At 74.1% G+C, this 21,076-nt stretch carries 16 protein-coding genes and 2 pseudogenes; 7 read left to right on the forward strand and 11 right to left on the reverse strand.

Annotated elements, in window-relative coordinates:
• Nucleotides 1-28: 28 nt before the first annotated feature.
• The 5 genes from KBY32_RS32010 to KBY32_RS32030 form a co-directional block, all read right to left on the reverse strand.
• Complete coding sequence (locus KBY32_RS32010; RefSeq protein ID WP_210982540.1) at nucleotides 29-1,477, reverse strand: GNAT family N-acetyltransferase; 1,449 nt, start codon at nucleotides 1,475-1,477, stop codon at nucleotides 29-31.
• A gap of 121 nt (nucleotides 1,478-1,598) precedes the next feature.
• Nucleotides 1,599-4,253 (reverse strand): DUF6493 family protein, encoded by a 2,655-nt coding sequence (locus KBY32_RS32015; protein ID WP_210982541.1) that lies wholly within the window; start codon nucleotides 4,251-4,253, stop codon nucleotides 1,599-1,601.
• Entirely contained in the window at nucleotides 4,250-5,659 is a 1,410-nt protein-coding gene (locus KBY32_RS32020) for an SWIM zinc finger family protein (protein WP_210982542.1), read from the reverse strand. Before KBY32_RS32020 ends, KBY32_RS32015 begins: the two co-directional genes overlap by 4 nt.
• Before the next feature lie 114 nt (nucleotides 5,660-5,773).
• Entirely contained in the window at nucleotides 5,774-7,345 is a 1,572-nt protein-coding gene (locus KBY32_RS32025; RefSeq protein WP_210982543.1) for an alkaline phosphatase, read from the reverse strand.
• Between the two features lie 165 nt (nucleotides 7,346-7,510).
• Nucleotides 7,511-9,004, reverse strand: a complete 1,494-nt coding sequence (locus tag KBY32_RS32030; protein ID WP_210982544.1) for a PLP-dependent aminotransferase family protein — start codon at nucleotides 9,002-9,004, stop codon at nucleotides 7,511-7,513.
• A gap of 47 nt (nucleotides 9,005-9,051) precedes the next feature.
• Between KBY32_RS32030 and KBY32_RS32035 the strand changes: the two are divergent.
• Nucleotides 9,052-9,840, forward strand: a pseudogene (locus KBY32_RS32035) (DMT family transporter); the annotation flags it as partial.
• A 90-nt stretch (nucleotides 9,841-9,930) separates the two neighbouring features.
• Here KBY32_RS32035 and KBY32_RS32040 read toward each other — a convergent pair.
• Nucleotides 9,931-10,761 carry an alpha/beta fold hydrolase gene (locus tag KBY32_RS32040; protein ID WP_210982545.1) on the reverse strand — a complete coding sequence of 277 codons (831 nt, stop codon included), beginning with the start codon at nucleotides 10,759-10,761 and terminating at the stop codon, nucleotides 9,931-9,933.
• Nucleotides 10,762-10,986: 225 nt separating this feature from the next.
• Between KBY32_RS32040 and KBY32_RS32045 the strand changes: the two genes are divergently transcribed.
• Nucleotides 10,987-11,871, forward strand: a complete 885-nt coding sequence (locus tag KBY32_RS32045) for an RNA polymerase sigma-70 factor (protein ID WP_210982546.1) — start codon at nucleotides 10,987-10,989, stop codon at nucleotides 11,869-11,871.
• A 166-nt stretch (nucleotides 11,872-12,037) separates the two neighbouring features.
• Complete coding sequence (locus tag KBY32_RS32050) at nucleotides 12,038-12,799, forward strand: GntR family transcriptional regulator (protein ID WP_055622383.1); 762 nt, start codon at nucleotides 12,038-12,040, stop codon at nucleotides 12,797-12,799.
• 66 nt (nucleotides 12,800-12,865) lie between these two features.
• On the opposite strand, the gene KBY32_RS32055 is transcribed toward KBY32_RS32050, so the two are convergent.
• The 3 genes from KBY32_RS32055 to KBY32_RS32065 form a co-directional block, all read right to left on the reverse strand.
• Nucleotides 12,866-14,023: an ROK family transcriptional regulator gene (locus KBY32_RS32055; RefSeq protein ID WP_055622382.1), complete on the reverse strand. Its 1,158-nt coding sequence runs from the start codon at nucleotides 14,021-14,023 to the stop codon at nucleotides 12,866-12,868.
• Nucleotides 14,024-14,136: 113 nt separating this feature from the next.
• Entirely contained in the window at nucleotides 14,137-14,799 is a 663-nt protein-coding gene (locus KBY32_RS32060; protein ID WP_210982547.1) for a response regulator transcription factor, read from the reverse strand.
• Nucleotides 14,800-14,813: 14 nt separating this feature from the next.
• Nucleotides 14,814-16,001 (reverse strand): sensor histidine kinase, encoded by a 1,188-nt coding sequence (locus KBY32_RS32065; protein ID WP_210982548.1) that lies wholly within the window; start codon nucleotides 15,999-16,001, stop codon nucleotides 14,814-14,816.
• Nucleotides 16,002-16,109: 108 nt separating this feature from the next.
• Between KBY32_RS32065 and KBY32_RS32070 the strand changes: the two genes are divergently transcribed.
• From KBY32_RS32070 to KBY32_RS32080, 3 genes are read left to right on the forward strand one after another with little or no spacing between them, the layout of a single operon-like run.
• The gene (locus KBY32_RS32070) at nucleotides 16,110-17,036 is read left to right on the forward strand and encodes an ATP-binding cassette domain-containing protein (protein WP_210982549.1); all 927 of its coding nucleotides are present in this window, start codon (nucleotides 16,110-16,112) and stop codon (nucleotides 17,034-17,036) included.
• Complete coding sequence (locus KBY32_RS32075) at nucleotides 17,033-17,755, forward strand: ABC transporter permease (protein ID WP_210982550.1); 723 nt, start codon at nucleotides 17,033-17,035, stop codon at nucleotides 17,753-17,755. Before KBY32_RS32070 ends, KBY32_RS32075 begins: the two co-directional genes overlap by 4 nt.
• A 41-nt stretch (nucleotides 17,756-17,796) precedes the next feature.
• Nucleotides 17,797-18,210 (forward strand): hypothetical protein, encoded by a 414-nt coding sequence (locus KBY32_RS32080; protein WP_210982551.1) that lies wholly within the window; start codon nucleotides 17,797-17,799, stop codon nucleotides 18,208-18,210.
• A gap of 4 nt (nucleotides 18,211-18,214) precedes the next feature.
• Here KBY32_RS32080 and mug read toward each other — a convergent pair whose 3' ends face one another.
• Complete coding sequence (gene mug, locus KBY32_RS32085; protein ID WP_210982552.1) at nucleotides 18,215-18,763, reverse strand: G/U mismatch-specific DNA glycosylase; 549 nt, start codon at nucleotides 18,761-18,763, stop codon at nucleotides 18,215-18,217.
• Between the two features lie 14 nt (nucleotides 18,764-18,777).
• Complete coding sequence (purB, locus tag KBY32_RS32090) at nucleotides 18,778-20,220, reverse strand: adenylosuccinate lyase (RefSeq protein ID WP_210982553.1); 1,443 nt, start codon at nucleotides 20,218-20,220, stop codon at nucleotides 18,778-18,780.
• 308 nt (nucleotides 20,221-20,528) lie between these two features.
• Between purB and KBY32_RS32095 the strand changes: the two are divergent.
• Nucleotides 20,529-21,076 (forward strand): annotated as a pseudogene (locus KBY32_RS32095) (hypothetical protein); the annotation flags it as partial.

Below are 21,076 nucleotides of genomic sequence, written 5' to 3' on the forward strand. Positions count from 1 at the left end.
GCTCCGGCCGGTTTCCTCGCGGACGGCGCTACGTCGCCGGCGTGGTGCCGAACTCGCCGGTGCCCGACAGATGCGGGGCGGCCGGCCGGGGAGCGTCAAGGCGGGCGGTGATCACCAGGGTGCCCTCCTCGATCTGGTAGTCGAGCGGGAGACCCAGGGAGCGCATCGCCGCCACCATGCCGGTGTTGGACGCCTGCGTCACGGCGTAGACGCTCTCGCAGCCCGCCTCGACCGCCATCGCCACCAGCCGGGACAGCAGCTCACCGCCGATTCCGCGCTGCTGCCAGGCGTCCTCGACCAGCAGCGCGACCTCCGTCTCGTCGCCGTCCCACAGCAGATGCCCGAGTCCGACGACCCGGCCGGAGGCCGTCTGCACGGCGAGGGTGCGGCCGTAGCGGGGGCTCAGCAGATGGTTCAGATAGCGGTCGGCGTCCCCGACCGGGCCGTGGTACCGCATCGAGAGCGTCCGTGCCGAGCAGCGGTCGTGCATCTCCCGGGCGGCCCGCAGGTCGCCGGTGTCCGCCCGGCGCACGGTGATCGCGTCGCCCTCGGAGAGCGTCAGGACGTCCTGGCCGGCCGGGACACGCGGACCGAGCCGGGCGTCCAGCTCCACCAGCGCCCGAGCCCGCGCGAACTCGGTCGGGGTGAACGGCAGATACGGCCGCTCCACCGTGATCACCCCGCCCTCCGGCGCACGCAGCCGCATCACGGTCTCCTCCAGCACACCCTCCACCGGCACCGGCGACGGCCCCCGGCCACCCGTGGCGGGCACGCCGGGCAGCTGGCGGATGGTGCACCGCCCCAGCAACTGCCGCAGCGCGAGCGGGAGTTCCGCCGCGTCCAGGGCCGTCCGGGTGGCGAGGCCCAGCACGCGGGTCGGCGCGTCCACCAGATCGTGGGTGTCGGCCCGCTCGATCCAGGTCCGGGTGCCCCCGGCCGCCGCGACCGCGCCGACCAGACCGTCCGCGTCCACGTCACCCGGGGCCCGCAGCAGGAACTCGTCCACCGTGCCCTCGGCGAGCGGATGCGTCTGGAGGCTGAGGATGTCCACGCCGAGGCCCGCCAGTGCCGTGCACAGCGCGGCCAGGGAGCCCGGCTCGTCCTTCACCGTCGTCCGCATCCGCCACAGGACGCTCGCCGCGCGGCGCCGCGCCACACCCTCGTCCGGCCCCGACCGCCCGGCCCGCTCCACGCTGGGCGGCCGGGCACCGGTATCGCTCGAAGGCGGTGCGTGACCGTGGCGGCGTGCCCACCGTGCACGGACACCGGCCGCCACGAGCAGCCCCACCGCGACCAGCAGCGCCGTGGACAGCGGCAAGGGCCAGGAGGCGCCGGGGCCGCGGTCGAGCAGGTGGGCCACGACGCCGGTCACGGCAGCCGTCGTCAACAGGGCCGCCAGGCGCAGGGCGGTGCTCCGCCCCGGGTGGACCGGCCGGCCGTTCTTCGCTCGTGTCACATCACATATGTCTCGGCTCATGCAGCCACTGTGAAGGAACGGTGTTGCGTGATCACGAACGTTTTGTGACCGGGCGGTAAAGACCCGCTTTGTCTCTATTTCTACTATTGTGTTGTCAAGTACCTATCCCCTCGGTGGGACTTCAGGCGGCCGCCCCCGGCGTCAGGGCCGTGCGCAGCCGCCGCGCCTGGCCGGTCAGCCGGGACGATCCACGACGGTCCGCCAGATCCGCCAGATGCGGCACCTCGCCCCGTGCCCCCGTTCGCTCGGCGCACTCGGCGGCCACGGCCAGCAGATCCGCGAGCCCCCGCGCCGGAGCAGCCGCCGCGCCGGTCGCCACGTCCGCCAGCACCACCGGCAGCGTGTGCCGCAACGTCTCCCAGACGGTGCCGTACGCCCCCGTGGACACCGCCGTACGCAGCGATTCGACGAGCCGTGACGGCTTGACCGCCCCGCGCCGGGCCAGCTCACCCAGGTCCGTGCCCAGCCCGGCCGTGTCCAGCTGCCCGCGTGACGCCAGCACCAGCATCGCGTCGACGGCGGCGAGACGGTCCTCCGGGTGCCGTGCGCCGAGCCCATGGGCCACACCGAGTCGCACGGCCTCACCGGCCTCCCCGCCCGACTCGGCGATCAGTGGCAGGATCGCCGCCTCCCCCCGGCTGTCGTGGACCGCCGTGGAGGCGATGTCGCCCAGCATCCGGGCCGCCACCAGCTCGCGTGCCTCGGGGAGCAGGGCGAGCCAGTGCGGGCGTATGCCCTCGTGCCAGTGGGGGCAGGCCCAGCGCGCCGGCGCACCGCTCACCGGTTCGCCCAGGGAGCCGAACGCGTCCGGGAGGCCGTCCCCCAACTCGGGTATCCCGTCCGCCTCGACGAGGACACGGTCCTCCTCCGTCCGGCGCCGGCAGGTCGGTGTCGGCGGGGCGGAGGCCAGCCAATCCGCCAGCCGCTTCCCCTCCGCCGTGCCCAGCGCGGCCGCCCGCTCCGCCGCAGCGGCGGCCCGTGCCCGGTCGCCGCGCCGGACCCGCAGCAGCGCCAGGGCGAAGTCGGTCTCCGACACCCGTGCCCCGAGGCCCCGGTAGGCGTCGAGACGTGTCACCAGGTCGTCCGGCTCCAGCAGCCCCGTGCTCCAGGTCGGCGTCGACAGCAGGAACGGGAGGGGTTCGGTGCGGACGCGGTGGGCCAGCTCCCAGACGCGGGTCTCGAAAGCCCGGGCGAGCGGGGCGTGGACGCACCCCGCGCTCACCGTCCCGTGCACGAGGGCGTGGTGGAGGGACGCGGTGGGGACCGCTCCCGCCAGGGTGGCCAGGAGCAGCTCCAGGGCCTGTGACGGCACGGCCAGTCCATGGGGGTGGGTGAAGGACGTCTCCACCGGATGGGACCGCGCATCGGCCCCGTACCACCAGCGGCGCGCCAGCACGGGTGCCAGCGCCTCCAACAGCCCTTCGCGGTCCCGGTGCGTCTCGCGCACCAGCCCGTCGAGGGCCCGCTCGAACGTCGCCACGTCAGCGTCGGCCGCGAGCAGAGCCCCGATCTCCTCGGCGAGTTCCGTGACCGACGCGGGCGCCGGGGCCAGCCGAACCGGCTGCGGCGCCGGCGGCAGGACCTCCTCGTAGGCGTGCGCATCCGGCGCGTCGAGGTCGCCCCCGAGGGCGTCCGCCGCCCGCTTGCGCAGCGCCGGGATCAACTGCTCCGCCGCCGAGCGCAGTTCGTCGCGGACCGCGTCCGTGCCGAGGGCGCGATGGTGCCGCTCGACCAGCTTCAGGGCGCGCTCCTGCGCCTCCGAGTCCTCGTGCCCGAACGCCTGGGCGACGGCGGGCAGCAGCTCGTCGGCGGTGGAAGCGTCCCGGGCCAGTACCTTGCCGAGCAGGATCAGTTGAGCACGGACGATCTTCTTCTCGGTGCGGAACAGGACGGCACCCGACATCTCCGCCAGCCGGCGTGCGGGCAGCTCGCCGTCCAGGGCCAGCGCCGCCAGCACCGACTGCGCGTGCGCGGCCACCGGGGACGGCCCGTCCGACGCCAGCGCCAGCCAGTCGGCGACGCGCTCGCGCTCCTCGTCACGGGTCAGCTCGAACGCCTGGAGCACCCGCAGGAACATCCGGTGGTCGGAGGCCGGACCGCCGCGCAGCAACCGGGCCACGCACGCGTCGACCGTCGCCCTCCGGGCCAGCGCGCCCTCGACGGTGAGCCGGGCCAGCGCTCCGCTCCAGCCGTCCTCCCCCTCGCTCGACGCCCAGGCCAGCCGGCCCCCGACGTCGGCCGTCTCGAACAGCGCGGCCACCAGCGCCGTCAGATGGGGGTCCGTCCGCAGCCGCTCCAGGATCGTGTCCCCGCGCTGCCAGACGTGGCCGATGTGCTCCACCCAGCCGTGCACATACGCCTCGGTCGTCGGCACCGGGCACCCGGACAGCCGCACCAGACCCGCCATCAGCTCGTACGGCACCCGGGAGGAGGCCGGACGCGCGGCCAGGCGGTGCGCCACATCGGCGAGCCACGCCGGGGAACGGTCGCCGAGCAGATCGATCAGCACCCCCGGGGAGGCGGACCACCAGCGCATGTCGGACGCCGCGATCCAGGCGGCCACCCCGGCCGCCCCGGTCTGGCAGGCGGTGCCCGCCGCGTGCAGCGCCGGATAGACCCGGCGTGCCTCGGCGGTCCAGGGGTCGGCCCGCAGCTCCTTGCGCAGCGCCCGCAATTGAGGGAACTCCGCCCGTCGTTCGGCGTCCGTCATCCCGTCGAGGAGGCTGACCACCTCCGCCGAGCGACCCGCCCGTACCGCTTCGACCAGCGCACTCATCGCGCACCCCCGCCGGCCACGACCCCGTCACGCTCGACGGCGGCGGCGCCCCGCCGCACCATCCGGACCGCGAGCGCGTGCTTGCACGGTCCCCGTCCACCCCGGTACTTGGCCCACCAGAGGCAACTGCAGCTCAGCACCCCCGACTCGTCCCGCACCCGGTGCACATGCCCGTCCTCGGCCGTCACCGTGCCGATGCCGCCCTGGAGGGTGACCGCGCCGGCCGCCACCAGGGCCCTTGCCGCCCGCAGCCTCGGATTGTGACGCTCGGCGCGCTCCGCGTCGTACGGCAGCTCCCGGTGGAAGTAGGCCGCCTCCGCAGTGTCGTAGCCGACCCGCCCGGAGGTGCCGAGACGGACCAGGGCCGCCCGGACCCGCTCGGGTGTCAGTCCCGAGGATGCCGCCAGGTCGGCGACGTCGATCCGGGGCTCCCAGGCCAGCAGCACCGCGACCAGCTCCGCGTCCTCGGCGGCCTCGTCGGTGGCGAGCGCGTCGAGGACGCCTCCCTCGCCTGAGAAGCCGCGCGCGGCGTCCGGCGACAGGGTCAACGTCAGCCGCATCCCCGGCAGCACGGCCTCCCACGCGCTCGCCGTGCCGGCCGAACCGCCCGTGAGCGCGGGGCCGTACACCCGCAGGGCGGTGGCGTGCCGCAGGACCCGCTGGAGCGCGGCCAGCCGCTCCGGGCCGGGCAGGCACACCGCGCCCGGCACCGCACGAGTGGTCGGCCGCAGGCCCCTCCCGGAGGGCACCACCCAGCGCGCCCCGACCGAGGCGCCCCGCGCACCGTCACGCGGCAGCGAGCGCAGGAACCGCACCGCCTCGGACGCCGACAGCTCCGCCCGCAGGTCGAAGCCGGCCGCGATGACCTGGGCCTCCGCGAAGCCGCGCAGCCAGCGGTCCGGCAGGGGCACCTTCTTCTCCACGACCGGGCCGTCCACGGTCGTCACCGCCAGCTCGTCCGGGCCCACGCGCAGATGCAGCGGATCGTCCGCGCCGATCCGGGACAGCGCCTCCCGGAGCGGGTTGTTGACGTCGACGTTCGTCGTGCCGTGCCCCACCTCGCCGCGGTCGAGGCCCGGCTCCAGGACGTCCAGACGCGCGTACACCCCGCAGCAGCCGGAGAAGGACTCGAAGCGCAGCCGGTCGCCGTTGCCCGTCACCACCGGGTCCAGGGAGGTGGGCGCCTGCCGCTGGTAGTACCGGGTCGCCGCCACATCCGCCACCGCGAGCAGACCGGCCGACGTCACCTGGGGAGACGTCAGAAATCCCGTGAAGAACCGCGGATGGTCCTCGACGCCCGAGGGCGTCGCGCCCCGGGACGTCTCGAGTCCCAAGTGCTGTCCGTCCGCCGCGGACCGCAGCGCGGAGGATCGCCGATAGGCCACGGCCTGGAGTGATCGCGTCATGGGAAAAACCGTAGAGGCCACCACTGACAACGGGCCCCGATCTGCGAAAACACCGCTGGATCACCGGTGTTGCGGCATCCGGCGGTGCGCGGCACGCCTCCCAGGGTAGAGGAGTCACTGACCGACGCGGCCCGGCTGCAGGACCTTGGTGAACAGCACGGTGCCGTCCGCCTCACGCAGGCGCACCGTCAGCTCGCCGCTGCCGCCGTCGATCTCGACCTCGCCGAAGAACTGGTAGCCGTCGGCGGGGGAGACGTTGGACACCGTCGGGGCCTTGAGGAAGACCCGCTCCGGGCCGAAGGTGCCGTCGAGCCGGGTCGCCGGGAACGCACCCGCGTTGAGCGGTCCCGAGACGAACTCCCAGAACGGCTCGAAGTCGTTGAAAGCCGCCCGCTCCGGCCGGTAGTGCTGCGCGGAGGTGTGGTGCACGTCGGCGGTCAGCCACACCGTGCCCGTGATCCGCCGGTGCTTGACGAACCGCAGCAGCTCGGCGATCTGCAGTTCCCGTCCCAGCGGGGCGCCCGGATCGCCCTGCGCCACCGCCTCGACGTCCGGCCTGCCGTCCCCGGTGTCCGGCACCACCAGGCCCAGCGGCATGTCCGAGGCGATCACCTTCCACACCGCCCGCGAACGCGACAGCTCCCGCTTGAGCCAGGCCAGTTGCTCGGCGCCGAGGATGCCCTGCGGATCGGTGGGCTGGGTGCCGGGGGAGTTGGCGTTGCGGTAGGAGCGCATGTCGAGCACGAACACGTCGAGCAGCGGGCCGTGGTGGACGACCCGGTGGACGCGGCCCGACGGGCGGCGCAGCGTCGACACGGGGAAGTACTCCGAGAACGCCCGCCAGGCCCGTGCGGCCAGGACGTCGACGTTCTTCTCCGTGTAGCGGGCGTCGGTGAGGATCTCCCCCGGGTACCAGTTGTTCAGCACCTCGTGGTCGTCCCACTGGACGATGGACGGCACCTGGGCGTTGAACCGCCTGAGGTTCGCGTCGAGCAGGTTGTACCGGAAGGCGCCGCGGAACTCGGCCAGGGTCTCCGCGACCTTGGACTTCTCCTCGGTGGTGACGTTCCGCCAGACGCTGCCGTCAGGCAGGGTGACCGAGGATTCGATCGGGCCGTCGGCGTAGATGTTGTCGCCGCTGCACAGGAAGAAGTCGGGGTCCAGCCGGGCCATCGCGTCGTAGATGCGGTAGCCGCCGAAGTCCGGGTTGATGCCCCAGCCCTGCCCGGCCAGATCGCCGGACCACAGGAAACGCACCCCGTCCCGGCGCCGGGCGGACGCCGTGCGGAACGTGCCGGCGACCGGCTCCCCGGTGCGGCGCGGATCGTCCGGGTCGGCGAGCAGCACCCGGTAGTGGATCTGCTCCCCGGCGGGCAGGCCGTGCAGCCGCGTCGTCCCGGTGAAGTCGGTGCCGGGCCCCAGCAGCGGGCCGTGCCATCTGTGTGTCCTGCGGAACGACTCGGTCGCCGACGTCTCGACGATCATCCGGGCCGGGCGGTCCGAGCGCACCCACACCAGTCCCGAGTCCGTCGTCACGTCGCCCGTCTGCACACCCCAGCCCGCCTTCGGCCGCCCCGACCGGGCGAAGGCCGGAGCGGAGCCGAGGGCCATGGGCAGGGTGAGGGCCGCCGACGCGGCCAGCGAGCCGCGCAGAACGCCGCGGCGGTCCGGGAGCGGAAGGGACATGGCAAGCCTCCAGGGACGTGATCCGGCCGGTGTGCAGAGCCACAACTACTGGTGCGCCTGGGCATTCACGGAAACCACAAGTGAACAACCGGTCCCGCCGGGAGGGAACCGGGCGTCGGCCGAACGGCCCAGGCGCCGCACGGTTCCGGCCGCACCCGAGGAGGATCACCGGCCGAGCCCGCCCGCTCCCGCCGCCCCCGTCATCAGCTCAACCCCCGCCCGTATCCGCCCGGGCGGCAGATGCGCGTACCCCAGCACCAGCCGCACCCCCGGCTCCTCCCCGTCGTCCCCGGCACGCGCGTGCGTGTAGTGGGTCAGAGGGCGTACGGCCACCCCGGCCGCCGCCGCGCGCGCGAGGAACCGTTCCTCGGGGCCGTACCGCGCCGGCAGGGCGGCGATGACGTGCAGGCCGGCGGCGATCCCGGTGACCCGGGAGCCCGGGAAGTGCGTGCCGAGTGCCGTGACGAGCGTGTCGCGGCGCTCCCGGTACGCGCGCTGGCAGCGGCGCAGTTGCCGGTCGTAGTCGCCGCGCTCCACGAACCGCGCGAACACCGCCTGGTCGAGCGTGGGATGACCGAGATCCATGGTCCGCTTGCGCTCGACGACCTCCTCGGCCAGCGCCTCCGGCACCAGCAGCCAGCCGAGCCGCAGTCCGGGCGCGAGGGACTTGCTGACCGAGCCGCTGTAGGCGACCCGTTCCGGGTCGAGCCCCTGGAGCGCGCCCACCGGCGCCCGGTCGTACCGGAAGTCGCCGTCGTAGTCGTCCTCCAGCACGAACCCGTCCACCTCCCGCGCCCAGTCGAGCAATTCGGCGCGGCGCCGGGCCGAACAGGCGATGCCCGTCGGGAACTGGTGCGCGGGTGTCGTGACCAGGCACCGCACCCCCGACTCCCGCAACGGCCCCAGGGCCGGCCCCTCGTCGTCCAGCGGCAGCGGCACGGCCCGCACCCCGGCGGCGGCGTACAGGCCGGCGTGCTGCGGGCTCCCCGGGTCCTCGACGCCGACCTCGCGGATCCCGCGCGCGTGCAGCACGGAGCCGAGCACCGCCATGGCCTGTGACACCCCGGACAGCACCACGATCCGCTCGGGGTCGGCGACCACGCCCCGGCGCCGCGCCAGGAGCGCGGCCAGCGCTGTGCGCAGCCGGGGCAGCCCGCGCGGATCCGGGTAGCCCAGTTCCTGGTGGGGGAGTTCGGCCAGTACGGAGCGCTGCGCCGCCGCCCAGGAGGCCCGTGGGAACAGCGAGACGTCCGGGGTGCCGGGCACGAAGTCGGCCAGCTCGCCGGCGGGGCGCGGCGCGTGGTCACGCGCGCGGGGCGGCGCGGCCCGCGCGGCACCGCCCACCCAGGTCCCGGCGCCCCGGCCGCTGCGCAGATACCCCTCCGCCGTCAACTGCTCGTACGCCTCGGTGATCAGCCCGCGCGACACCCCGAGGTCGGCGGCGAGATCGCGGCTCGACGGCAGCCGGGTGCCCGGCGCCAGCCGCCCCGACCGCACCGCCTCGCGCAGCGCCTCCCGCAGCGACCGTCCACGCGCGCGTGCGGGCGCCTCGACGGCGGGCAGCAGCACCTCCCAGGCGGGCGAGTGCCCCTGACCCGGCGAGCCGTCCGCGCCGGACGCAGAGGAGGGCCGTGCGGAATTGGTCCCCGATGACGTCATGGAAGTGGACCTTAAACCGGGCCGCCGCCGTTCCTAGCGTCACTGCCATGAACGCCACCACCACGCGCGGCGCCCTGCTCGCCGCGCTCGCCTGTGTCCTCGTCGGAGGATCCTTCACCGCCAACAGCCTGCTCGGCGACTACCCGTACGCCGGCGGCCAGTTCCTGCGCTACGCGCTCGCCTGCCTGCTGCTGGTCCCGCTCACCGGCCGCGGCGCCACTGCCCGGCTGCGGGCCCTCACGGCCCGTCAGTGGACGCGCCTCGCAGTGCTCGCCGCCGTCGGCATGGTCGGTTTCAACCTGGCCGTCCTGGCCGCCGAACGCACCGCGGAGCCCGCCGTGCCCGGCGTGTTCGTCGGCTGCGCCCCGGTGGTCGTGGCCGTCCTCGTTCCCCTTCTGGCCGGCCGCCGCCCGCAACGAGCCGTCCTGTTTGGCGCGGCGCTCGTCGCGGTCGGCGCGTTCACGGTGCAGGGCTGGGGCCGTACGGACGCCGCCGGTCTCGCCTTCTCGGTGTGCGCGCTGGTCGGCGAGGTGGGCTTCGCGGTCCTCGCCGTGCCCGTCCTGCGGCCGCTCGGCCCACGGCTGCTGTCCGCGACGGTCTGCGGGGTCGCGGCGGTCCAGGCCGCGGTGGCCGGGCTGCTCGTGGACGGCACCGCGTGGCTGCCCCGGCCCGACGCGACCGAGACCGCCGCGCTGCTGTGGCAGGCGGCGATCGTCACCGTCGTCGGCTTCGTGTGCTGGTACATGGGCATGCAGCGGATCGGCGCCGAGCGGGCCACGCTCTTCTCGGGGCTCATCCCGGTGGCCGCCGCCTGCACCGCCCCACTGGCCGGGACGGGCTCGTACGGTGCCGTCCAGGCCGTCGGCAGCGCCCTGGTCGGCGCCGGGGTCGCCCTGGGCTCCGGTGCGCTGCGGCCGCGGCGCCGGTCAGCGGCTGCCGTCGAGGATGACGCGCGCGACCAGGGCCGGGTCGTCGTTCATCGGGCAGTGACCGCAGCCGGGCAGCCGGACGAGCCGCGCCTTGGGGATGACCCGCTTGGCGCGCACGCCCTGACGGGGGATGAGCAGCCGGTCCCGGCTGCCCCAGGCCACGGTCACCGGGACGTCGGGGATGTCGTCCAGGAACTGGACGGCCCGGCCGGACCGCAGCGTCTGGTCGAAGCCCGTGGCCCCGGCCAGCGCGAGCGTCTCGGCGACCACGGCCTCGGGTGAACGGCGGCCCGGACGGGCATAGATCGTGCTGGTCAGGGCCGTACGGCCGGCCGCCGACCGGGACAGCCGCTCGACCACCGGCAGCGGCATCCGCCGGGAGATGTGCCGCATGGCGAGGAGCACGCCGAACGCGTAGCGCCGCTCGGCCGGGGACCAGAAACCTGCGGGGGACAGGGCCGTGACGGACCGGGCGAGCTTCCCGCGGCCGAGCTCCAGCGCGATCAGGCCGCCCAGCGAGTTGCCCACCACATGCGGCCGGTCCAGCTCCAGTGCCTCGCAGAACGCGCCGAACACGGCCGTCGTCGTGGCCAGGTCGTAGGCGAGCCCGTCCGGCAGGCCGGGGGAGGTCCCGAAGCCGGGCAGGTCCACCGTGATGACGTCCCGTTCGGTCGCCAGGATGTCGAGCACCGGGTCCCAGACCTGCCGGTGGTGACCGATGCCGTGCAGCAGGAGCAGCGGTTCGCCGCGGCCCATGCGCGCGTAGTCGACGGTCACGTCGCGCGGCCCGGCGGGCGACGCGACCTGGAAGGAGACGGTGGCGGACATGACGGTGCTCCTACTCTGAACCCGGCTGGACACGCCGACGGACGGCCGTAGACAGCTTGTCAGCAATTGCTACCGACGGGTAGACCCCAGCGTGGACCACCCCGTCCGGACGTCATCCGTCCGCATGCTCCGCCCCCTTCAGGCCCCCGCGATCGGGACGGACATCACGTGCCCGCCCGCCCATATCGCCTGGACACGTCCCACCCCGTCGGCTGGGATGGAGCCGTGACCACCGACGCCGGAACCGATGTCTTCGAAGAACACCGCCCCGTCCTCCTCGGGGTCGCCTACCGCATGCTCGGCCGGGTCGCCGACGCCGAGGACGTGGTCCAGGAGGCCTGGCTGCGCTGGTCCCGGGCCGACCGGTCCGAGGTGCGCGAGCCGCGCGCCTACCTGGTGCGCGTCACCACCCGGCTGGCCATCGACCGGCTGCGCCAGGTCAAGGCGCGCGGTGAGACCTATGTCGGCCCCTGGCTGCCCGAGCCGTACGTCACCGACTTCGGCGACCGGGTCCCGGACACCGCGGAGCGGGCCGTCCTCGCCGACTCCGTCTCCGTCGCCGTCCTGATCGTCCTGGAGTCCCTGTCGCCACTGGAGCGGGCGGTGTTCGTCCTGCGCGAGGCCTTCGGCTACCCCTACGCCGAGATCGCCGCCCTGCTCGACCGGGGCGAGGCGGCGGTACGCCAGCTCGCCGGGCGCGCCCGCCGGCACGTCGACGAACGGCGGCCCCGCTACGAGGTCGACCCCGTCCAGCGCCGCGACCTGACCGAACGGTTCCTCGCCGCGGCGGCCGGCGGCGACCTGGAGCAACTGATGTCGCTGCTCGCACCGGACGTCCGGCTCATCGGCGACAGCGGAGGCAAGGCCAAGGCCCCGCTGCGGGTCCTGGAGAGCGCCGACCACGTCGGCCGTTTCCTCGCCGGCGTCGCACAGAAGGGCCTCGCCGACGCCACGTTCCACTTCCTGGAGGTCAACGGCGGCCCCGCCCTGCTCATCCGGACCGCCGGCGCGCCCGACAGCGTCTTCCAGGTGGACGTCCGGGACGGGCGGATCCAGGCGGTCTACGTCATCCGCAATCCCGACAAACTCAAGGTGCTCGCCGACGTCTGACAGGCCGTGGGCAGCCGTGTGAAGGCGCGCTCACAGCCCGTGAGCGGCCCGGGTGATTGGTATTGACCAAGGGTGAGGGCCGTCCTATGGTCGCTGACAAGTGCAACAACCTTTAATAAACAAGGCGCTGAAACGCCGCCGGGCCACGGTGATTGCGGAGGACAGGGTGGGGACCACGCAACTGGAAACGGTGCCGGAACCGAAGTACTGGCATCTGAGGACCGTGCTCAGCGAGGCACTGGAATCGGAGTTCTCGGTGGGCGAGATCCTGCCCAACGAACGCGACCTGGCCGCACGTTTCGGCGTCGCCCGGGCCACGCTCCGCCAGGCACTGGAACAGCTCGAACTCGAAGGCAGGCTGCAGCGCCGCCGCGGTGTCGGCACGACCGTCGCCCCGCCGCGCGTGGGCGTGGCCGTGGGCACCGAGCAGCACGCCTGGCCGGGGGCCGGCGAGGACGGCTGGCAGGCCACGGACAGCGCCCTCGCGGTGCCGCCCGCCACGGTCGCCGACGCGCTGGTCACCGGCGCCGAGGACCCCGTGCACATCGTCCGCCGCTCCCGGGTGACCCACGGCCAGCCGGTCGCCGCCGAACTGCTCTACGTGCCGCAGTCGTCGGTGCCGGACCTCTCCGCCATCGACGCCCCGTCGGGTGCGGCACGCGCGCGTGCGGTGCTGCGCGAGCTGCAGCGCCTGGAGCTGGAGGGCCAGGAGAGCGCCGTCGAGCTCGGCTCGGCCCGTGCCGACGAGGCCAGGGAACTGGACCGGCTCACCGGCGCGCCCGTGCTCGTCGTCACGACCCGCTACCTCGCGCACGGCCGGACCGCCGCGCTCTCCGTCGCCACCTACCGGGCCGACACCTGCCGGCTGACCTTCGGCGACACCGGGGGCGTGGAGATCCACCAGGACCCGGAACGCCGGGCCTCCTGAGCACCGGACGAGAGCGCGCCGTCGCCCGCTGAGCCGCCCAGCCGTCGCCTCCCGGCGGCCGCGCGCTCAGCGGCGGCCCGTGACCGTCCCCTCCACCGCGAACAACTGCTCCTCCACATGGTCGAGGGCGAGCCGCAGCGCGCCCGTCGCCACGGCGGCCTCACCGAGGAGGGACAGCGCGACGTTCGGGGGGCGCAGACAGTAGCGGGACAATTCCCGCCGCAGCGGCTCCAGGACACCGTCAAGCCCCGCCGCCCAGCCACCCACCACGACCAGCTCCGGATCCAGGGCGAGGACCAGGGCGGCCACATCGTGGACGAGACGCTGGATGAACCGCTCCACGGCCTCCAGAGCGCGCTCGTCACCCTCACGCGCCTGGGCGAAGACCGCCGCCACCGCCCGCTCGTCGAGCGGGCGCAACGGCTCGTCCGTGGTCGACAGCAGCGTCTCCGGCGTCGCCTCCCGCCCCAGCATGTGCAGCGCGCCGATCTCCCCGGCCGCGCCGCCGAACCCGCGGTGCAGCTTCCCGCCGATCAGCGAACCGGCGCCCGGACTCAGCCCCGCCAGCACGAACACCACGTCGTCTGACTCGGTCGCCGACCCCTTCCAGTGCTCGGCGACCGCCGCCGCGTTGGCGTCGTTCTCCACCAGCACCGGGCACTTGAACGACCGGCTCAGCCGCTCGCCCAGCCGCAGCCCGGTCCAGCCGGGCAGCGCGGCGCCCAGCCGTACGGTGCCGTCGGCCTCCACGATGCCGGGCGTCGCCACGCCCACGGCCCGCAGCGACCCGCGCGCGACCCCCGCCCGGCGCAGCAGCTCCACGACCGCCGTCCGCACCTTGTCCAGCCGCTCGTCGGCCCCGGCCGCCTCGTCGACGTCCTTGGTGGTGGCGCCCATGACGCGGCCGTCCAGGTCGGCGAGGAGGGCGGCGACCCGGTGCGCGCCGATGTCCAGGCCGAGCAGATGACCCGCCTCGGCACGGAACCGGAACCGCCGCGCGGGCCGCCCCTGCCGGCGGGCGACACTGTCGTCGGCCGCCTTCTCGACGACGAGCCCCGCCTCGATGAGCCCCTCGACGACCCCCTCGACGGTGGGCCGGGACAGCCCCGTCACCCGGGTGATCTCCGTCAGCGTGGCGGCATCCGTGGCACGCAACGCGTGCAGCACCACCGCGGAGTTGATCCTTCGCAGCAGCGAGGGATCCCCACCGGTCAGCTGCCCCAAAGGTCCGTCCTCCCAGCTCGTGCGCGTGTTGGGCGGATGCTACTCGTCGGCCGCCCACCCCTGCGAGTGCCGTACGCCACAGGGAACGCGGGACGCCCCTCGCCCCGGCCCCCTCACCCCGGCGCGACGAACCCCGACTCGTACGCCGTGATCACCGCCTGCGTCCGGTCGCGCGCCCCCAGCTTCGCCAGTACGGCGCTCACATGCGACTTCACCGTCTCCGTGCCCACGACGAGCCGTGCGGCGATCTCGGCGTTCGACAGGCCCCGTGTCATCAGCCGCAGGACCTCCGCCTCCCGCTCGGTCAGCCGGGCCCGCTCCAGCGCCGCCCGCGCCGCGCGATTGCCGCCGCCGTCCCCGTAGCGCGCGGCCAGCTGCCGCACCGAGGCCGGGAACAGCAGCGACTCGCCCGCGGCGACCAGCCGTACGGCGTGCACGATCTCGGCCGGCCGGGCCCGCTTCAGCAGGAAGCCGTCGGCTCCGGCACGCAGCGCCTCGTAGACGTACTCGTCGTTCTCGAACGTGGTGATCACGACGATCTTCGGCGGCTCGGCGACCGTGCGCAGCACCGCGCGCGTTGCCTCGATGCCGTCCAGCAGCGGCATCCTCACGTCCATCGCGACGACGTCCGGTCGCAGCTCGCGCACCAGCGGGATGACCGCCGCCCCGTCGGCGGCCTCGCCGACCACCTCGATGTCGTCCTGCGCCTCGAGCACGGCCCGCAGCCCCGCGCGTACGAGGGGTTCGTCGTCGACGAGGAGCACGGTGACCGGCATCCGGTCAGACTAGATCACCTCACCGGCAGCTCGACGTGCACCTGCCAGTCGTCCCCGACGGGTCCGGCGCTCGCGCTGCCACCCAGCAGGGCGGCGCGCTCGCGTATGCCCCGCAGGCCGCTGCCTCTTGCCGGATCCGGCGGGTCCGCGGGCAGCGGGTTGCGCACGTCGAGACGGAGGGTGGCTCCCTCGACGCTGACCCGGACCCGGGCCGGGACGGGCCCCGCGTGCCGCAGCACATTGGTCAGCGACTCCTGGAGGATGCGGTAGCCCTCCCGCGAGACCGGCCCCGGAACGCCCTCCAGAGGGCCCGTCAGATCGGCGTCCACCTCGGCGCCGGACGCCCGCGCCGACTCAAGGAGACGGTCCGCGTCCGTCAAGGTCGGCCGGGAACCTGCGGGCTTCGCGGAGTCCCGCAGGACACCGAGGACGCGCTCCAGGTCCTCCAGCGCGGCCCGGCCCGTCTCCTCGATGGCGTCCAACGCCCGCCGGGTGAACGCCGGATCGTCCGCCGCGCGGGCCGCCCCGGCCTGGAGGACGGCCACCGTCAGCGCGTGCCCGATCGAGTCGTGCAGCTCCCGGGCGATACGGGTCCGCTCCAGAAGCTGCTCGGTACGCTCCTCCAGAGCCGCGAGACGCTCGGCAGGCGAGGGCCCGAGCAGCCGTACGGCCAGGGCCGTGATCAGCGTGCCCGAGCTCCAGACAGCCGCCGCCAGCGCCGCGAGCAGCACGGGCACGAGCGCGATGTGCCAGGCCTGGGGCGGACCGAGCAGGCCTACGGCCCCGCCACCGGGCCGGTCACCCGCCGCGGAGGCCACCAGATCCACCGCGGCGTAGAGCAGTTGGGCGACCAGGAGGCCGGTGACACAGCCAAGCAGCAGCCGGGCCTCCAGCCACAGCACGAGCCGCCCACGGTCCTCCCAGGTCGACGAAGGCGTGACGACGATGCCGTCCCCACCCCCATCCCCATCCCCGCCCCGGTCGTGAGGGTGTCCCGTCAGCAACAGCCGGGCCTGCAGTCCCTCCACCGTGCGCATCGCCGGCACCAGCCCGGCGGGCACCAGCGCGGCGGCGGCCACCGCCCAGATCCACCACGCGTCGGTCACGAACTGCAGCACGGCGGGCCACACGACCGCCACGAACAGATGCAGCAGCCGTGTGTACGTCACCGCCCGGCCGAACGGGCACAGCAGACCGACCATGGCGCCATCGTGCCAGCCGCCACCGACAACGGACCTCCCCCGCACGGGGGAGGCGATCTCCACCCGCGGGGGAGGACCCGGCGCACCCGCGGAGGCCAGGCTGAGGCCATGACCAGCATCGAAGTCCAGGCGCTCACCAAGGAGTACGGGCGCAGACGAGCCGTGGACGACCTCACGTTCACCGTCCGCCCCGGCCGCGTCACCGGCTTCCTCGGCCCCAACGGCGCCGGGAAGTCCACCACCCTGCGTCTCGTGCTCGGCCTCGACCGGCCCACCTCCGGCACCGCCACCGTCGGCGGCCGCGCGTACGCCACCCTCGAGGACCCCCTGCGCACGGTCGGCGCCCTGCTCGACGCCGGGGCGGCGCACGGCTCCCGCACCGGCCGCGACCACCTGCGCGTCCTTGCCGCGAGCAACCGCATCCCGGCCACCCGGGTCGACGAGGTGCTGGCGCGGACAGGGCTCACCTCGGTCGCGCGGCACCGGGTGCGGACGTACTCCCTGGGCATGCGCCAGCGGCTCGGCATCGCGGCGGCGCTCCTCGGCGACCCCGAGGTCGTGCTGCTCGACGAGCCGTCCAACGGCCTCGACCCGGAGGGCATCATCTGGATCCGTGAACTGCTGCGCCGTCTCGCGGGTGAGGGCCGCACGGTCCTCGTCTCCAGCCATCTGATGGGCGAGACGGCGACGTTCGCCGACCACCTGGTGGTCCTGGGCCGTGGCCGGCTGCTGGCCGACACCCCGATGCGGGACTTCATCAGCGCGCGCGTGGAGCCACGCGTCCGCGTCCGCACCAGCGACGCCGAGGCGCTGGAGGCGCTGCTCGCCCGGCACGGCCTCGACGCCGTCCGGCACGAGGACGGGCACTGGACGGTGCGGCACGCGCGCGTGGACGCCGTCGGGCGCCTCGCCTCGCAGGCCGGCGTCCCGATCCTCGAACTCGTCGCCGAGGAGGGGACGCTGGAGCAGGCGTACCTCGATCTGACCTCGCAGGCGACCGAGTTCACCGCACAGCCGCAGGAGGTCTCACGATGACGCATGCGCCCGTACTCCACTCGGAGTGGCTCAAGATCCGCACCCTGCGGTCCCTTCCGGCAGCGCTCCTCGCGCTGTTCGCCGTGACCACGGCGTTCTCCGCGCTCGCGGGCGCCGACGGGGCCGACGACCCGCAGTCCGACCCGCTCTTCACGGCGCTGTCCGGGGTCCTGCCCGGACAGATCGCCGCCGTCTCCTTCGGCGCCCTCGCCATGGCGGCGGAGTACGACGGGGGTGCCCTGCGGCTGTCGCTGGCCGCGGTACCGCGCCGCGGACTCTGGTTCGCCGCGAAGGCCACCGCCGTCGCCGTACCGGTGCTGCTCACCGGGCTCGTCACGGCCGTGGCGGCGCTCGGCGCGGCCCGCGCGCGAGGCGGCGCGGCGGACGGCCTCACCGGCTCCGAACAGGCGCGCGCGATCCTCGGATGCGCCGTCTACCTCATGCTCATGGCCCTGTTCGCGGCGGGCCTGACCGCCGTGCTGCGCAGCGGGGTTGCCGCACTGTCCGTCCTGGTGCCGTTCATCCTGGTGGTGTCGTTCGTCGTCGGCGACTCGGTGGGCACCGTCGCCGACTTCCTCCCCGACAAGGCGGGGCAGACCGTTCTCCACCGGACGTACGACGGCTCCCTCGGACCGTGGTCCGGGCTCGCGGTGACCGCGCTGTGGACGGTCGCCGCGCTCGCCGCCGGAGCGTGGTGCGTGCGGCGCAGGGACACCTGACGCCACGCCAATTGTCAGTGGCGGCGGCGATACTGCACCCCATGGACGTCGTGAAGGACCTGGCCCTGACCGACTCGTTGTGCGCCCGGGAGTTCCCGGCCCGGCACGACGGGACGGCCCCCACCCTGGGCGGTCCCGGCTACTTCCTGGTGGTGCTGGGGGCCGCCACCGGCGGCACGGCCGCCGACCTGTACGCCCACGAGGCCGCGCTCACAGAGCGGTTCGAGGAGCGCTGGGGGGAGGGGTCGCGCTGGGGGAGCGTCACGCTGCTGGAGCGCGGGGCCCGGGGCGAGGAGATACCCGAGCCCTGGGCCGAGCTCGGCACGCGCGCCGACGACCTGCGGGCCTGGCGGGCACCGGGCAGCGGACGCTGGATCAGCCTCGCCGTCGCCGACCGGGACCCGGAGGCGGCCCCCGAGCTGCTGCTGATGGTGACCGACACGGACCCGCCCTGACGGGTCAGTCCGCCGCGGCCACCCGCAGCCGCGCGAACTCCTCCGCCATCGTCGCCGCCGTCCAGTGCGCGTTCAGCCCGCTCGGGTTGGGCAGCACCCACAGCCGCGTCCGCCCGATCACCCGGTCCTGCGGACCCACCTGGGCCTTGCGGTCGTCGAACGCCGCCCGGTAGGCGGTCACCCCGACGACGGCCAGCCAGCGCGGCCGCAGCCGCTCCACCTTGGCGGCCAGCAGCCGCCCGCCCTCGCGGTACTCCTCGGCGCTCAGCTCGTCCGCCCGGGCGGACGCCCGCGCGACGACGTTCGTGATGCCGAGCCCGTACGACGGCAACTCGTCCTGCTCCGACGGCTTCAGCAGCCGCGGGGTGAAGCCGGACAGATGCAGCACCGGCCAGAAGCGGTTGCCCGGGCGGGCGAAGTGATGGCCCGTCGCGGCCGTCATCAGACCGGGGTTGATACCGCAGAACAGCACGCGCAGACCGTCCGCGACCACGTCCGGGACGAGGCGGTCGCGGGCGGCCTCCAGCTGCGCGGGGGTGAAGCGGGGCGGCATGCCGTGCGGCGGGGTCAGAGGATCGCGCCGGGCGTGTAGCCGGCGGCCTCCGGGCGCTGCTTGACGATCTCCTCGATGCGGCTGACGACCACACCGACCTGCGCGGCGGCGGCGCCCGTGAAGGACAGCTTGTCGGCCATCAGCGCGTCCAGCGCCGCCCGGTCCAGCGGGATGCGCTCGTCGGCGGCCAGCTTGTCGAGCAGTTCGTTGCGCTCGGCGCCCCGCTCCCGCATGGCGAGCGCGGAGGCGACGGCGTTCTCCTTGATCGCCTCGTGCGCGACCTCACGGCCCACACCGGCGCGCACCGCGCCCATCAGCACCTTGGTGGTGGCCAGGAACGGCAGGTAGCGGTCCAGTTCGCGGGCGACGACGGCCGGGAAGGCGCCGAACTCGTCGAGGACCGTCAGGAACGTCTCCAGCAGGCCGTCCAGCGCGAAGAACGCGTCCGGCAGTGCGACCCGGCGCACCACGGAGCAGGACACGTCGCCCTCGTTCCACTGGTCGCCCGCCAGCTCGCCGGTCATCGAGGCGTAGCCGCGCAGGATCACCATGAGGCCGTTGACGCGCTCGCAGGAGCGGGTGTTCATCTTGTGCGGCATCGCGGAGGAGCCGACCTGACCCGGCTTGAAGCCCTCGGTCACCAGCTCGTGCCCGGCCATCAGACGGATCGTCTTGGCCAGCGAGGACGGCGCCCCGGCGAGCTGCACCAGCGCGGTGACGACCTCGTAGTCCAGCGAGCGCGGGTAGACCTGCCCGACCGACGTGAACGCCTGGGAGAAGCCCAGGTGCGCGGCGATCCGGTCCTCGAGCTCGGCGAGCTTCACCGGGTCCCCGCCGAGCAGGTCGAGCATGTCCTGCGCCGTGCCCACCGGGCCCTTGATGCCGCGCAGCGGGTAGCGGCCCAGCAGCTCCTCGACGCGGCCGTACGCCACGAGCAGCTCGTCCGCGGCGGTCGCGAAGCGCTTGCCGAGGGTGGTGGCCTGGGCGGCGACGTTGTGCGAGCGGCCGGCCATGACCAGCTCGGCGTACTCGCCGGCCAGCTTGCCGAGACGGGCCAGCACGGCCACCGTACGGTCGCGCATCAGCTCCAGCGACAGACGGATCTGGAGCTGCTCCACGTTCTCCGTGAGATCGCGGGAGGTCATGCCCTTGTGCACGTGCTCGTGCCCGGCGAGGGCGTTGAACTCCTCGATCCGCGCCTTCACGTCGTGCCGGGTGACCTTCTCGCGCTCGGCGATCGACGCGAGGACAACGGTGTCGAGGACACGCTCGTAGTCGGCGAGCGCCTCGTCCGGCACCTCGATGCCGAGGTCCTTCTGGGCCCGCAGCACGGCGAGCCAGAGCTGACGCTCGAGCTTCACCTTCTGCTCGGGGGACCAGAGCGTGGCGAGCTCGGTGGAGGCGTAGCGTCCGGCGAGGACGTTCGGGATGCGGGGCTTGGCGAGCGCAGAAGTCACGTGCACGGAGTTTACCCGCCGCCCCTCCGGTCCCGGGCGCCGCTCCGCCCGAGCGCCCCAGGTCAGGGGCCCGGCCCTCGGAAGCCGGCGGTGGCGGGTCGAACGGGTGAATTCCCCGGCCGCGCCCGCGTCCCGGTTTCCGGGGGCCTTCACAACTCGTTCATAGTCTGCCGGTCGTGGCGAGTTCGCGGCTGCGCGTCACTTCTCCCGCCACGACCTCTCGAATTCCGGCGAGCGACGAATTCGTGTCGATGACCGACGTCGGCCTCCCTTTCCGTCCGATTCCGTGCGAAAGAAAGACAACGAGAATGCGACAGGCTCTGACCAGGGGATTGATCGTGGCCGCCGCCGCGACGAGCGCCCTGTCCCTGTACGGCACCGGCGCGTCCGCGGCCCCGCTTGCACAGGGCACCGTGGTGAAATCCGCCGTCGTGCTGCCGGGCCACGCGAAAGCGTCGGACCCGGACGGGCTGAACCAGCTGGACGACAAACTCGGCGCCATGGACGAGCAGCTCGACGGTGTGGACAAGAGGATCGACGAGCTGGAACTCCCGGGTGCTGCCCCGGAGCCCGCCGCCTCCGGTCAGGGCACCGCCTCCTACGGGACCGACGAGCCGTCCGGCGGAAGCTACGGCGCCGATGAGCCGGCCGGTGAGGCGGGCTACGGCAAGGAGGAGCCGGGCGGATACGGCTACGGCTCGGACGAGCCGTCGGACGAGGGCCACGGCTACGGCGACAAGCCCACCGAGCCCGCCGGACCCGGCTACGGCTACGGATACGGCGACGAGCCCGCCGAGACCCCGGAGCCCACCGGGCACGGCTACGGGTACGGCTACGGCGAGGAGCCGAAGTCCCC

Source organism: Streptomyces sp. RK62 (assembly GCF_018070255.1).
In the GTDB taxonomy this organism is placed as follows: Bacteria; Actinomycetota; Actinomycetes; order Streptomycetales; family Streptomycetaceae; genus Streptomyces; species Streptomyces nigra.